12 protein-coding genes and 1 tRNA gene are annotated in these 14,269 nt (G+C 68.0%); 9 read left to right on the forward strand and 4 right to left on the reverse strand.

Translation table 11 applies throughout. The features are described from left to right. Positions 1 to 185 precede the first annotated feature (185 nt). The gene (locus tag ACTJKQ_RS11290; RefSeq protein WP_440596872.1) at positions 186 to 674 is read left to right on the forward strand and encodes a DUF3429 domain-containing protein; all 489 of its coding nucleotides are present in this window, start codon (positions 186 to 188) and stop codon (positions 672 to 674) included. Between the two features lie 68 nt (positions 675 to 742). On the opposite strand, the gene ACTJKQ_RS11295 is transcribed toward ACTJKQ_RS11290, so the two are convergent. Continuing rightward, entirely contained in the window at positions 743 to 1,405 is a 663-nt protein-coding gene (locus ACTJKQ_RS11295) for a c-type cytochrome (RefSeq protein ID WP_056746840.1), read from the reverse strand. Positions 1,406 to 1,511: 106 nt separating this feature from the next. On the opposite strand from ACTJKQ_RS11295, the gene ACTJKQ_RS11300 reads away from it, so the two are divergent. The 7 genes from ACTJKQ_RS11300 (at position 1,512) to ACTJKQ_RS11330 (ending at position 11,056) form a co-directional block, all read left to right on the forward strand. Further along, positions 1,512 to 2,366: an AAA family ATPase gene (locus ACTJKQ_RS11300; protein WP_055401588.1), complete on the forward strand. Its 855-nt coding sequence runs from the start codon at positions 1,512 to 1,514 to the stop codon at positions 2,364 to 2,366. Beyond that, entirely contained in the window at positions 2,367 to 2,618 is a 252-nt protein-coding gene (locus ACTJKQ_RS11305; protein ID WP_440596873.1) for a hypothetical protein, read from the forward strand. Between the two features lie 20 nt (positions 2,619 to 2,638). After that, positions 2,639 to 3,235, forward strand: a complete 597-nt coding sequence (locus tag ACTJKQ_RS11310; protein WP_440596874.1) for a GNAT family N-acetyltransferase — start codon at positions 2,639 to 2,641, stop codon at positions 3,233 to 3,235. Positions 3,236 to 3,259: 24 nt separating this feature from the next. Continuing rightward, the gene (locus tag ACTJKQ_RS11315; protein ID WP_108499868.1) at positions 3,260 to 4,447 is read left to right on the forward strand and encodes a vWA domain-containing protein; all 1,188 of its coding nucleotides are present in this window, start codon (positions 3,260 to 3,262) and stop codon (positions 4,445 to 4,447) included. Between the two features lie 142 nt (positions 4,448 to 4,589). Further along, positions 4,590 to 6,527 (forward strand): autotransporter assembly complex protein TamA, encoded by a 1,938-nt coding sequence (locus tag ACTJKQ_RS11320; RefSeq protein ID WP_440596875.1) that lies wholly within the window; start codon positions 4,590 to 4,592, stop codon positions 6,525 to 6,527. Further along, positions 6,527 to 10,927 carry a translocation/assembly module TamB domain-containing protein gene (locus tag ACTJKQ_RS11325; protein WP_440596876.1) on the forward strand — a complete coding sequence of 1,467 codons (4,401 nt, stop codon included), beginning with the start codon at positions 6,527 to 6,529 and terminating at the stop codon, positions 10,925 to 10,927. The genes ACTJKQ_RS11320 and ACTJKQ_RS11325 overlap by 1 nt, the downstream gene beginning before the upstream one ends. A 54-nt stretch (positions 10,928 to 10,981) precedes the next feature. After that, positions 10,982 to 11,056, forward strand: a tRNA-Arg gene (locus ACTJKQ_RS11330). Positions 11,057 to 11,176: 120 nt separating this feature from the next. Here the strand turns inward: ACTJKQ_RS11330 and ACTJKQ_RS11335 are convergent. After that, positions 11,177 to 11,572, reverse strand: coding sequence for a hypothetical protein (locus ACTJKQ_RS11335; RefSeq protein WP_436074594.1), 396 nt, complete (start codon positions 11,570 to 11,572; stop codon positions 11,177 to 11,179). Between the two features lie 138 nt (positions 11,573 to 11,710). Beyond that, positions 11,711 to 12,613, reverse strand: coding sequence for an EamA family transporter (locus ACTJKQ_RS11340; RefSeq protein ID WP_440596877.1), 903 nt, complete (start codon positions 12,611 to 12,613; stop codon positions 11,711 to 11,713). 100 nt (positions 12,614 to 12,713) lie between these two features. On the opposite strand from ACTJKQ_RS11340, the gene ACTJKQ_RS11345 reads away from it, so the two are divergent. Continuing rightward, positions 12,714 to 13,205, forward strand: coding sequence for an Lrp/AsnC family transcriptional regulator (locus ACTJKQ_RS11345; RefSeq protein ID WP_440596878.1), 492 nt, complete (start codon positions 12,714 to 12,716; stop codon positions 13,203 to 13,205). A 40-nt stretch (positions 13,206 to 13,245) separates the two neighbouring features. On the opposite strand, the gene ACTJKQ_RS11350 is transcribed toward ACTJKQ_RS11345, so the two are convergent. Next, the gene (locus ACTJKQ_RS11350; protein WP_056746860.1) at positions 13,246 to 14,238 is read right to left on the reverse strand and encodes a 2-dehydropantoate 2-reductase; all 993 of its coding nucleotides are present in this window, start codon (positions 14,236 to 14,238) and stop codon (positions 13,246 to 13,248) included. Positions 14,239 to 14,269 lie beyond the last annotated feature (31 nt).

Here is a 14,269-nt window from a genome sequence, read left to right on the forward strand (position 1 = left end):
CATGAACCTGCCGAGCCACCATGGCGCCGACACCCAAACAACATTTTAACTGGCGATACCGGAGAGCTCTGTAGGCGCAGGGCTTGAGGCACTCGCGAAAGGACGGTTGGCTGGCACACACAACCATGCATGGCACTCGGGAGTCTCACTTTCCAGACAATGCGGACACCTATCTGGAGGCTTTCATGTCGACGCACATCCATACGCCCACACAACCTTTGCCTCCGCCCTCCTCTGCCCCCATCCCGCCGGCAGTGGCCTGGCTGGGATACGGCGGCCTGCTGCCGTTCCTGGCGCTGGCAACCGTGGGCCTGTGGGCGCCCAGTACACCGTGGTGGAGCGAGGCGCTGCTGGCCTACGGCGCAGTGATTCTGAGTTTTGTGGGTGCGCTGCACTGGGGCTTTGCCATGGCACAAAGCGGGCTGAGCGCCCCAGAGCGCACGCGCTGCTTTGTATGGAGCGTGGTGCCATCGTTGATGGCCTGGCCTGCCACGCTATTGCCTGCCGCCGCGGGGGCCGTGCTGCTGGTCGCGGGCTTTGCAGCCCACCTGGTGCAAGACCACCGGCTGGCTGCGCGCACCTTGCTTCCCACGTGGTACTTGCCGCTGCGATGGCGCCTGACGGTCACGGCTTGTACATGTCTGGCGTTGGGGGCATGGGCCGCCAGCCGTTGACGATTCAACCAGCCAGCAAAAAGCCCGCCGAAGCGGGCTTTTTTTGTTGTAGTCAGCCAGACTGCTGATCAACGGAAGCGCGACTGAGGCACCGTGTGCAGGTCGCCGTCCAGGCCGCTCACGTAATTGGCCAAGGCCTTCAGTTCAGCGTTGGTGAACTGCTTGGCCACACCGCCCATGATGGCGTTGCCACGACCCACGTTGGCGTTCTTCTCAACCTTGTAGGCCTTGAGTGCCACAAACAGGTAGTCGGCATGCTGGCCGGCGATCTTGGGGTAAGAGGGGTCGATGGGCTTGGCGAAGTTGTCGCCGTGGCAGGAAACGCAAGCGCCCTTCTTCAGCAGCTCGGCCACTTGCACACTGGGTTCACGCGAGGGCTTGGCGGGCAGTTCGGCACCGGTCTTGCCGTGTTGTTCGTAGTAGGCCGACACGTCAGCGATGTCCTTCTCGGACAACGACTCGGCGATGCCGCGCATGGTGGGGTGCTTGCGCTCGCCCTTTTGGTAGGCGACCAGCGCTGCCGCAATGTACTTGGCGCTCTGGCCCGAGATCATGGGCACCTTGTGGATCTCAGGAAAGCTGGCCTGGTAGCCAACGATGCCGTGGCAACCAATGCACATGGCAATCTTTTGCTTGCCGGCTTCCACGTCGCCCTTGGCTTCCTGGGCGTGGGACAAGGCGGTCACGGAAGCGACAGCCAGGGCAAATAGCGTGGTCAACGTTTTGTTCATTTTGCGCGCACAATCTCGTGGAAGTTCAGCTCTGGGCTCTGATCAGCCGTCGATTATAGCCAGCGCCCTGTCAAGCCCATTCATCAACGATCCGGTGTTTTCCCCCATGAAATTCCAAGGCTCCCAGAACTACGTCGCCACCCAAGACCTGATGCTCGCCGTGAATGCTGCCATCACGCTACAACGGCCGCTGCTGATCAAGGGCGAGCCCGGCACGGGCAAGACGATGCTGGCCGAGGAAGTGGCGCAGGCGCTGGACATGCCCCTGCTGCAGTGGCACATCAAGTCCACCACCAAGGCCCAGCAGGGCCTGTATGAATATGACGCAGTGAGTCGCTTGCGCGACAGCCAGCTCAACGACGGCGACAGCGCCGAGCGCGTGAAGAACATCCGCAACTACATCATCCAGGGCGTGCTGTGGCAGGCCTTCACGGCCGACCGCCCCGTGGCGCTGCTGATCGACGAGATCGACAAGGCCGACATCGAATTCCCGAACGACCTGCTGCGCGAAATCGACCGCATGGAGTTCTACTGCTACGAAACGCGCGAACTCATCAAGGCCAAGCACCGCCCGCTGGTGTTCATCACGTCGAACAACGAAAAGGAGCTGCCCGATGCGTTCCTGCGTCGCTGCTTCTTCCACTTCATCAAGTTCCCCGAGGCCGACACGATGCGGCAGATCATCAACGTGCACTTCCCCACGCTCAAGAGCGAGCTGCTCAGCGTGGCGATGAAGACGTTTTATGACGTGCGCAACCTGCCGGGCCTGAAAAAGAAGCCTTCGACCAGCGAACTGATCGACTGGCTCAAGCTGCTGGTGGCCGAAGACATTCCACTCACCGCCCTGCAAAGCGCCGACAACAAGGTGGCCGTGCCCCCGTTGGTGGGAGCGCTGCTCAAGAACGAACAGGACGTGAGCCTGTTTGAAAAGCTGGTGTTCATGAACCAGAGGAACCGCTGAGTGAGCAACGGCAACAGCAACGACGACACCCGCCAGCTGCTGGCCCACGGCGTCGCCGATGCCGTCGGCTTTGTGGGGGGCGCCCTGCTGGGCTTCTGGCTGGGCCAGCTGTTGGGGCTCGATATCTTCGCGCCCGGCTACGGCACCGGCAGCCTAGTGGGCATCGCCCTGGTGGGCATCGGTGGCGGCCTGGGCCTGCATGCGGCGCGGCGCTGGCAGAACAGCCGCCGCAGCCAACCGCCCAAGGATTGATGATTAAGGGGTAGAGACCCATGGCTTTTGTAGAACCTGTCACGCTGCGCGATCGCGGAGTCCGCCTGGAGCCGCTGGCGCTGGCCCATGAAGAAGGTCTGCGGGCAGCAGCCACCGATGGCGAGCTGTGGAAGCTGCGCATCACCTCGGTGCCCGAGCCGCAGGACACCCGCGCGTACATCGAAGCCGCGCTCAAGATGCGCGAGGACGGCAACCGCTTTGCCTTTGCCGTGGTGGAAGACGCCACCGGCAAAGTGCTGGGCTCCACCAGCTACCACGACATCGTGCCGGCTGTGAAACGCGTGGAAATTGGCTACACCTGGTACCGCCAAAGCGTGCAGCGCACCCACGTCAACACCACCGCCAAGCTCTTGATGATGGGCCACGCCTTCGACACGCTGGGCTGCCACGTGGTGGGCTGGCGCACCGACAACTACAACTTTGCGTCACAACGCGCCATCGAGCGCCTGGGCGCCAAGAAGGACGGCGTGCTGCGCGGCCACGCGCTGCGCCGCGACGGCACCATCCGCGACACGGTGATGTACAGCATGCGCGCAGGCGAGTGGCCTGAGGCCAAGGCGCAGCTGCTATATCTTTTAGAGCGTCATGCGCAATAAGCACTGGCGCTAGAGGCCCAAATCATGCTCATCGACTTCTTCTACACCCTGCGCTCGGCCAAGTTGCCCGTGTCGGTCAAGGAATACCTCACCCTGCTCGAAGCGCTGCAGGCCGGTGTGGTGGGCCCCAAGTCGGATGACGCCTGGAGCCTGGACGACTTCTACAACCTCTCCCGCCTCACGCTGGTCAAGGACGAGAAGCACTACGACAAGTTCGACCGGGCCTTCGGCGCCTACTTCAAGGGCGTGGAGATGGTGGCCGACTTCACCAAGCAGATCCCGGCCGACTGGCTGCGCAAGATCCTGGAGAACGAACTCACACCCGAGCAGAAGGCCGCCATCGAGAAGATGGGCTGGGACGAGCTGATGGAGACGCTGAAGAAGCGCCTCGAAGAGCAGAAGGAACGTCACGAAGGCGGCAGCAAGTGGATCGGCACCGGCGGCACCAGCCCGTTTGGCCACGGCGGCTACAACCCGCAGGGCGTGCGCATTGGCGGCGCGGGCAAGAACAAGAGCGCGGTGAAGGTGTGGGAGCAGCGCGCCTACAAGGACTACGACGACCAGCAGGAGCTGGGCACACGCAACATCAAGGTGGCATTGCGCCGCCTGCGCAAGTTTGCGCGCGAAGGGCATGAGCTGGAGCTGGACCTGCCCGACACCATCCGCAGCACGGCGGCCAACGCGGGCTACCTGGACATCAAGATGGTGCCCGAGCGGCACAACAACGTGAAGGTGCTGCTGCTGATGGACGTGGGTGGCACGATGGACGAGCACATCCAGCGTGTGGAAGAGCTGTTCAGTGCGGTCAAGAGCGAGTTCAAGCACCTGGAGTTCTACTACTTCCACAACTGCGTGTACGACTTCATGTGGAAGAACAACCGCCGCCGCTTTGCCGAGAAGTTCCCGACCTGGGACATCATCCGCAAGTACAACAAGGACTACAAGCTGATCTTTGTGGGCGACGCGACGATGAGCCCGTACGAGATCCTGCAGCCCGGCGGCAGTGTGGAATACAACAACGAGGAGCCGGGTGCCGAGTGGATCCAGCGCCTCACCCACGCCTTCCCCAAGTTTGCATGGATCAACCCCGAGCCCCAGGGCGTGTGGCAGTACCGCCAGAGCATCAGCATCATCCAGCAGCTGGTGGGCAACCGCATGTACCCGCTGTCGCTCAAGGGGCTGGAAGAAACCATGCGGCTGCTGTCCAAATAGGCGCGGTACCGGGGTCAGATGCCTTGTGAGCATCTGTCCGACAGGGAGCGCTGCAGTTTCAGGGCATAGTCGGGGATGAATAGGACAGGCTGGCAGGCTTGTCCGCCCCCCATACGACCTCCCTGACATATCCTTCCGCGCCGTGCCTCTCCGCGTTTTGCGCTCCGCCACCGCTACCACCCCAACGCCGGCCCTGTGGTCGGCGTTGCTGCTTTCCGGCGCACTGTGCCTGAGTGGCTGCAGCCTGCTGCCACGGGCCGACGAGCCCACGACCGGTGACTCGCGCAGCGACATGGCCAGCACCGCCGCCAGCGATGGCGCGGCGTCGTTTGACGTGGTGGTACGCGCCCCCGACGCGGTGCGCGAGACGCTGGAGCGCCACCTGGAGCTGCAGCGCTTTCGCCAGCTGCCCGACCTGCAGGCCAACGAGCTGCAGCGCCTGCTGGGCGCCACTGATGCCAATGCGCGGGAACTGCTGGGCACCCTGGGCTACTTCGCGCCCACCATCACCGTGGAGCTGACGGAGGCGCAGGAAACCGCCGGTACCCGCAAGGGCGCGCCCCGCACCGTCACTGTCACCGTGGAGCCCGGCCCCCAAACCCGCATTGCCCGTGCCGACATCACCGTGGCGGGCACCGACGATGCCGACAAAGACAACCTGGCGCGGCGGCAGCAGCGCCTGCAGCGCAACTGGTCCCTCGCCCCCGGGCAGCCCTTCACCCAGTCGGCCTGGGACAACGCCAAGGCCGACGGGCTGCGTCAGCTGCAGGCCCGACGCTACCCCACGGCCCGCATCGCCAACAGCCGGGCCGAGATCGATGCCGACCGGCAGGAAGCCCAACTGGGCGTGAGCTACGACCCCGGCCCCGCCTACCGCTTCGGCCCCTTGCGCGTGCAGGGCAGCCAGCGCTACGACAGCGACGGTGCGCGGCGCCTGGCGCGCCTGCCCACCGGTGCGGTGTATGACGAGGCCGACATGCTGGACGCCCAGCTGCGCCTGGCCAGCAGCGGCTACTACGACGCCGTGTTCCTCACGCTCGATACCGAAGGCACCGACCCGCAGGCCGCCCCAGTGGTGGCCCAGGTGCGCGAGGCCCCGATGCAAAAGCTGGTGTTCGGCCCCGGCTTCTCGACCGACAGCGGCGCACGCCTGTCACTGGAGCACATCCACAACCAGATGCCTGTGCTCGGCTGGCGCGCGGTGACCAAACTCGCACTCGACCGCGAAACCAAGCTCGCCAACACCGAATGGACGGACCTGCCCAACGAAAACGGCTGGCGCTGGTTTGCAGGCGGCCAGGTGCTGCGCGAGGCCACTGGCGACTACGACGTCAACAGCGGCCGTCTGCGCGCAGGCCGCAGCAAGAGCACCAAATCCATCGACCGCAATTATTTTTTGCAGTACGACTACGCCAACAGCCAGGGCCTGACCAACAACGCGCGGTCGCCCTCCGACACCAGCACGGCCCTGAGCATCAACTACGGGTGGACGGGCCGCTACTTCAACAGCCTCACCGCCCCCACCCGGGGCCATGGCCTGGCGGTGGAGCTGGGCCTGGGCACCACCCTACGGCCAGAGCGCGACCCGTTTGTGCGCACCCTGGTGCGGTGGCAGTCCTTCCTCCCCGCAGGCCGCGTGCAGGACGATGCAGGCATCGGCCGCAATGCCCGCGTGGCACTGCGGGCCGAGGCAGGCGCCGTGCTGGCGCGCGAGGGGGCGCAGATCCCCGTCACGCAGCTGTTTGTGACGGGCGGCGACACCACCGTGCGCGGCTATGGCTACCGCAGCATCGGCGCGCGCACCGACAACGGGCAACTCTATGGGGGCCGCTACCTGGCCGTGGGCAGCGTGGAGTGGCAGCGCCCCATCGTCTACCAGGGTGCCATGACCGACTGGGAAAGCACGCTGTTTGTGGATGCAGGCGCCGTGGCCGACAAGGTGGGTGACCTGAGCCCGCGCGTAGGCGTAGGTGCCGGTGTGCGCTGGCGCAGCCCCGTGGGCCCGCTGCAGGCCGACCTGGCCTACGGCGTCAAGACCAAGGAAGTGCGGCTGCACTTGCGCCTGGGGTTCAGCTTCTGATGGCGATGAACGCCCCGCACCTTCCCACACCCCGTGCCCGCACCCGCGCGTCGAACTTCAGCGCCGGGTCCTCGTCGGCCCCACGCCCTCCTCCGCCCCGCGCGCCGCGTGTGCTGCGGGCTCTGGGCTGGCTGCTGGTCGCCCTGGTGGCCCTGCTGCTGGCGGCCAGCGCGCTGCTGTGGTGGTGGGCGGGCAGCGGCACATCACTGGCCACCACGCTGGCCCGCGCGGCGCAATACCTGCCCGCCAACCAGCAACTGGAAAGCCGCGAGGTCAGTGGCTCGCTGCGCAGCGGCGGGCGCATTGGCTGGCTGCGCTGGAGCAGCCCCACCCTGGTGGTGGAAATGACTGACATCCGCCTGGGCTGGCAGCTGGCCCCCTTGCTGCAGCGCCGCCTGGAGCTGGGCGAGGTGCATGCCGCCCGCGTATTGATCACGCCCCAGCCACGCCCCGCCGACACGCCCCAGCCACCGCCCACGCCCCTCACCGACCTGGTGCTGCCGCTGCAGCTGGGCGCGCCGTTCCGGGTAGACCAGCTGCTGTGGGCCGGCCCCCCCGCCGTGGAGGCCCAGGGCCTGGTGGGCGACTACCGGTTTGACGGCCGCCAGCACCGCCTGAACATCGGCGCGGTAGAACTGGCCCAGGGCCAGTACAGCGTACGCGCCACGCTGGACGCACAAGCCCCCATGGCGCTGGATGCCACCGTGGACGGCACCGTGCAAACCGCCGTGCCCGGGGGCGGTGCCGCGCTGCAGGTGGGCGCCCACGCCACGCTACAGGGTACGCTGGCCACCGCCGCCGCCCAGTTGCAACTGCAGGCACGCCTGAAGCCCGCACCAACCAGCGAAGCCGCCACACCGCCCGTGGCCGCGCCTGCCAGCAAACCGGGCGCATCGAAATCCCAGCCCCCACGCGCGACCCCTGCGCCTGCGGCTGACCCCATGCAGGCTGACCTGACCGCCACACTGGCACCGTGGGCACAGCAGCCCCTGCAGTCTGCCAACGCCACGCTGCGTGCCGTCAATCTGGCAGCCCTGTGGCCGCAGGCACCGGTCACGCAACTGCACGGCACGCTGCAAGCCGGGCCGACATCCGGTGGCACAGGCACGGCAGGCTGGAGTCTGCAAGCCGCGCTGCGCAACGACCTGCCCGGCCCCTGGGACACCACCCGCCTGCCACTGACCGCGCTGGACGCCAGCGCAAGCTACGACGGCACCCGCTGGACCGTGCCCAGCGCCACCCTGCAGGCGGGTGCGGGCAGCATCACCGCACAGGGCCACTACACCCCCGCCGCCCATGCCCTGGAGGGCCAGGCCACCCTGCGCGCGCTGCGTCCCGACGCGCTGCACACGCTGCTGGCCGCCGCCCCGCTCTCCGGCCGCATCACCGCACAAACCCAGGGCGACGCCGTGCGCTTCAGTGCCGACGTGCGGGCAGACACCGGCACGGCGGCGCGCGCAGCAACCACAAAGCCCCCGGGAGCAGCGGGCGCACCGCTGCGCATCAACACCTTCAGCACACAAGGCACCTGGCAGGCCGCCGACGGCGGCACGGTGCGGCTGGACCGCTTGTTGCTGGACGCATTGCAGGCCCGCGTGGAAGCCATCGGACTGCGGGTCACACTGGGCACGCAGTCTGCGCAAGGCAAGGTCACCCTGGCAGTGCCCGGCGCCACCGCACAGGCACAAGGCACACTGGCCCCGCGCAGCGGCGCTGGCGACCTGCAGCTGCAGTGGTCCGATGCAGCACTCACACAGCGTTGGCTGGCTGGCCTGCCCGTGGTGGGCACCTCGGTACAGCGCACTCTGCAAGGGGCCAGCGCCCAGGGCGCCGCACAGATCACCGCGCGCTGGAAGGGTGGATGGCAGACGTTGACTGAGCAACTTCAGACTGCCACTGCCAACAGCGCACCCGCCCGCAACCCCGACCGCTTTGATCTGCAGGCCACGCTGAGCACCCCCCAGCTGGACCTGACGCTCCCGGCCACCACCAACGCCAGCGGCGGCACATCCGCCGGGCAAGCCCTGCAACTGCGCGCCTTCAAAGCCGAACTGGGGGGCAACCTGGCGCAGGCCTCCCTGGCGTTAACCGGCGAGGTCCGCACGCCAGCGCCCCAGGCCCTGCAGACCACGGTGCAGACCCGCCTTGCCAGCACCCTGGTGGGTGCCGGGCAATGGCAGTTGCAGGTGAGCGAGCTGCGCCTGCAGGCCCAGGTCGCCCAGCGCTCCGGGCCATGGACGCTGCAACTGGCTGAGCCCCTGGGCCTGACCGTGCGCACCGGCGCCCCTACCCCTGGAGCCCCCAGGTCACCGGCCAGCGGGCGGGCGTCACCATCGCCCACCACCAGCGCCCTCAGCCTGCAGGCATCGGCCGGTCAGGCCCGGGTCACAGGCCCCTTGCCGGGCACCGTGACGCTGCGCTGGTCGCCGGTGCAATGGTCTGCCGCCACGGCATCCAATACCCCCCTGCGGTTGCAAACGCAGGGCACGCTGCAGGGCCTGCCCATGGCCTGGGTGGATGCGCTGGGCCTAGGCGAGACGCCCGCCGCCGCGGGCCGGCCCGCGCAGCCGTTACTTGCGCGCATGGGGCTGGCCAGCACCGTCGTGCTCGACGGGCAATGGAACGTGGACACCACGGGCGACGCCCTGCGCGCCAGCGTCAGCCTGCGCCGCGCCAGTGGCGACCTGCGCATCCTGGCGGGCGATGCCACGGCCGTCACAGCGGTGCAAAGCAGCGGCCAGGGCACCGGCGCCGGAGCCACCACCGTGCTGGCGACTGCGGCCACCCCGCCTGCAGGCGCATCCAGCGCATCGAGCGCCCCAGGTACTCCCGCCGGTGTGCGCCAGGCAGAAATCACGGTCACCGCCGAAGGCGACACGCTGCGCGCGCGCCTGCTCTGGGCCAGCGACCGCGCGGGTGAGATCGATGCCACCGCCAGCACGCGCCTCGCCGCCGCCAACGCCGATGTCCCCTTCACCTGGCCTGCCGACGCGCCACTGGCCGGCACCTTGCGCGCCCGCCTGCCCGACGTGGGCGTGTGGTCTGCGCTGGCACCACCCGGCTGGCGCGTGCGCGGCACGCTGGACGCCAGTGCGACCTTGTCGGGCACGCGCGATGCGCCGCGCTGGGCGGGCACCCTGGGCGCCGATGACATGGCAGTGAGATCGGTGGTGGACGGCGTGGACCTGCAAGGCGGCCGACTTCGCGCCACGCTGCAGGGCAACCAGCTCCACATCACCGAGTTCCGCCTGCAAGGCGGGCGGGGCAGCAGCGCGCGCATCGCAGGCTTCAGCGGCAACCGCACAGCCGCCGCGCAAGACGGCGGCACGCTGACCGCCACCGGCCGCGTGGCCTGGGGCGACAGCGCCACTGCAGGCACGGGCATGTCAGGCATCACCATGTCTCTGCAGGCCGAGGCCAAGGCCCTGCAGGTGCTGGTGCGTGCCGACCGGCAGGTCAGCGTGTCGGGCCAGTTGCAGGCCCAGTTGCAGCAGGGCCAGATCAGCCTGCGCGGCAAGCTCACCACCGACCGCGCCACCATCATCCTGCCGGACGAATCCGCGCCGCGCCTGGGCTCGGACGTGGTCGTGCGCTCCGCCGCCAAGGACCGCGAAGACCAGGCCAAGGCCCAGGCCGCCGCCAAGGCCAACCAGGTGGCCGCGCAGGCAGAGACCGCCAAGCCGCCCGACATCGCCGTCACCCTCAACCTGGGGCGCGACTTTGCGCTGCAAGGCCAGGGCATCACCACCCGGCTGACCGGCGAGGTGGACATCCGCAGCAGCGCCGTGCCCGGCGCCCCGCCGCGTGTGACCGGCGAGGTGCGCACCGACCAGGGCCGCTACCGCGCCTGGGGCCAGATGCTGGACGTGGAGACGGGCCTGATCCGCTTCAACGGCCCGTACAACAACCCCTCGCTCGACATCCTGGCGCTGCGCCCCAACATCAGCGTACGCGCGGGCGTGCAGGTCACCGGCAGCGCGCAGGCGCCACGCGTCACGCTGTATTCCGACCCTGAACTGCCCGATGCCGAAAAGCTGTCGTGGGTGGTCCTGGGCCGCAATGCCTCGGCCGGAGGCGCCGAAGCGGCCGTGCTGCAACAGGCCGCGCTGGCGCTGCTGGGCCGCAACGGCGGCCAAAGCCCCACGGCCAACGCCGCCAGCCGCCTGGGCCTGGACGAAATCGGCTTTCGCGGCGCCACCACGGGCGAAGACGCCAGCGCCGCCGCCCTCACCTTCGGCAAGCGCCTGTCCAAAGACCTGTACGTGACGTATGAGCGCAGCCTGTCGGGCACGCTGGGCACGCTGTACATCTTTTACGACCTGTCCCGCCGCCTCACGCTGCGCGGGCAGACTGGCGAGAAAAGCGCGGTGGACATCATCTACACCGTGAAGTACGACTGAGGCGCAACCGGCCAGGAAGGCACCCGCGCGCCACTACAATGCGCGGCTGCCTTGCTCCTCGTAGTTCAATGGATAGAACGAGTGCCTCCTAAGCGCTAGATACAGGTTCGATTCCTGTCGAGGGGACCAAATTCACAGCCAAAATAGCGGCAAGCGCTAGTGCAATATGCGCCGTAAGCTATCAAATTTGAAGCAGACTCACACACTACGTACGCTGCACCAGCCAGCCTGTAGTGAGCCCCGCACACCCTACTTCGGGTCTGTCCTGCCTTCCGGCCCTCGCAGGGGCAGCGCAAGGTGTTCTGCGGCCACAGCATCGGACGAAAGATCGTCCGGGCTGACCAGGGTGCCCGCTGCGGCACCACCCAGCGCACCGGCGATGCCGCCCAAAGTGCCCCCAACCACCACCCCCACCGGGCCCGCGACGGCCACGCCCACGACGGCGCCGGCTGCGGCGCCAGCCATCATGCCGCCGCCCATCAAGGCGGAGTGGGCTTCGCGCTCTGCGTCTTCAGGCTCCAACGCGGTCTGTGCGCCGGTCCGGGGGTCTTGCGATGGGATGCCGTAGCCGGGGCGTGCTTGCTCGGCAAGGTCTTCGTCCACCGGTGTGGCGGTCGCAGCGGAATGGATGGTGGATGGAATCATGATCGGCTCCTTGGACATGGGGCGACGGCGCCAACGGGGTGCCGTCACTGTCCCTTTTTTAGCCCTGCAGCTAGGCCGCCCTTGCCAGCCTGCAGACCACACCACTGTCAGGCAATGCGCCGTGCCATGGCACCGCCCTCATGCCGCCTGCGGTGCCGCGCGGTCTGCAGCAGCGGGCCGGGCAGCCGTCATCGCACTGCCCATCGACGCGGCCATGATGCAGCCAATGGCCAGCCACTGCACCACGCTCAGGTGCTCGCCCAGCAGCGCCATGGCCACCAGTGCAGCCACCGCAGGCTCCATGCTGATCATGATGCCGAAGGCCTCCTTGGGCAGGCGCTTCAGGGCCATCATCTCCAGCGAGATCGGGATGGCGCTCGACACCGCCGCCACCGCCACGCCGATGAACAGCACCGTGGGCGACAGCAGAGCATCACCCGCGTGCACCACGCCCACGGGCACCACCACCAGCGCGGCCACCAGCAGGCCCAGCGATACCGAATGCCCCGCGTGCAGATGCCCGGCGCGCTTGCCGAACACGATATACAGCCCCCAGAACACGGCCGCGCCCAGGGCGTAGAAGACGCCCACCGGGTCCAGTGTGCTGCCGTTGAGCCCCAGCGGCAGCAGCATGCCCAAGCCCGCGATGGCCAGCGCCACCCACACAAAATCCACCGCGCGGCGCGATGACCAGATCGCCACCGCCAGCGGGCCTGCGAACTCGATGGCCACCGCCAGGCCAAACGGCAGGGTGCGCAGCGACATGTAGAACATGAGGTTCATGCCGCCCAGCGCCGCGCCGTACAGCATGACGGCCCGCGCGTCGGCGCGCGACAGGTACCAGCGCCAGGGCCGCCACAGCAGCAGCACCAGCAGCGCCGAAAAACCCACGCGCACGGCGGTGGTGCCCTGCGCCCCGACCACCGGAAACAGCCAGTGTTTGGCCCACGAAGTGCCAATGCCCAATGCGGTGACGGAACCCAGCACGGCCAGGAAGGGGAAGAACCGGTGCAGAAGAGAACGGAGGGGGGAAGCGCTCATGGGCTGAAAATATAGTGCGACCCCAGCGTGCTTTTGGCTCGAATTTCGGGGCCTGCACGCAACTTTCGCTCACCCTGAGACCCCGTTCCAAGGAACCCCCATGTCCACCCCGGCAGCACTTGACCGCTTCGACCTCGCGATCCTCGACATCCTGCAGGCCGACAACACCACGCCCCAGCGCGCGATTGCGCAGGCGGTGAACCTGTCGGCGCCTGCGGTACAGCGGCGCATTCAGCGGCTCAAGGACAGCGGCGTGATCCGCGCCAACGTGGCCGTGCTGGACCCGGTGAAGGTGGGCAAGCCGCTGACCATCGTGCTGGAGGTGCACCTGGACAACGAGCGCCCCGACCGCACCGCCCCGCTGCGCGCGCGCATTGCGGCGGAAGACGCGGTGCAGCAGTGCTACAGCGTGACGGGCGAGGCAGACTACCTGCTGGTGGTGAACGTGGCGTCGATGGCGGACTACGAGGCGCTGACGCGGCGGCTGTTTGAGGGGGACGACAACATCAAGCGGTTTCGGACCTCGGTGGCGCTGTCCAGCCTCAAGACCGGGCTGCGCGTGCCGCTGGACAGCGCAGCACCCGCTGCCTGATCACCGGTCACAACCCCAGTCCCGAATCCCAAATCCCAACTCACAGACCCAGCATCTGGCGCATCTGTTTGCCCGTGAAGCGCTGGCGCGGGCCGCCCAGCAGCTCGCACATGCGCGCATTGAGCGGTGCCGCCATGCCCTGTTGCGCCGCCAGCCGCACCACGGCGCCGCACAGCGCGTCGATCTCCGTGACACGCCCGGCCTCCAGGTCGTCCCACATCGACGAGCGCGCCGTGGCGTCGATTTGCAGCATGCGCTTTGCCAGCCGCGTGAACAGCCAGTTGGGCAGGCGCAGCACATGGGGCAGCAGCGTGGGCGCCACGGCGGTGACCTGGGCGGGGGTGATGCCCGCGCGCGCCATCACGCGCAGCGCCTCGGTCTGCAGCGCGGCAAAAACACGGCGGCAATCGCGGTCCAGCAGCTCTTGCCGCAGGGGCAGGTTGGACAGCGCGTTGACCGGGTTGTTGAGGTTGAGCAGCAGCTTGCCCCACTGCACGGCACGGATGTCTGGCGGCAGTGTGGTGGCCAGGCCGGCGGCGTTGAACAGGGGCGCAATGCGCTCCGTGACCGCGTCGCGCTGCAGCTGCAGATGGCCTGCGGTGGCGCGGTGCACCTGCGCGCCGCGCAGCACCACGTTGTACGGCACCATGCCCGCCAGCACGTTCAGGCCGGGCGCCAATGCGGCGATGCGGGCCACGTTGTCCACGCCGTTTTGCAGCGAGATCACCGGGGTGCCGGGCGCACAGGCCGCCGCCAGCTCGCGCGCGGCAGACTCGGTGGCGCCGCTTTTGACGCACAGCAGGATGATGCTGTCGGCACCGGGCGCGGCGTCGGCCAGCGTGGCAGCCAGTTGCAGCGCGGACGTGGGCACGGTGCGGTCAAAGCCGTCCAGGTCAGTGACCTGAAGACCGCGGAGCGCGATGGGCTCCAGCGCATGCGGCCGCCCCACCAGGCACACCGGCTGGCCGTGCGCGGCCAGGCGCCCACCCACATAACAACCAATGGCGCCTGCGCCCAAAACGATGAAGTTCATGCCGATGCGTGTGTACGGTGGTGGAAGTGGA

The sequence above is a fragment of the Acidovorax sp. 22279 genome, assembly GCF_052045435.1.
Taxonomy (GTDB): Bacteria; Pseudomonadota; Gammaproteobacteria; order Burkholderiales; family Burkholderiaceae_C; genus Acidovorax; species Acidovorax delafieldii.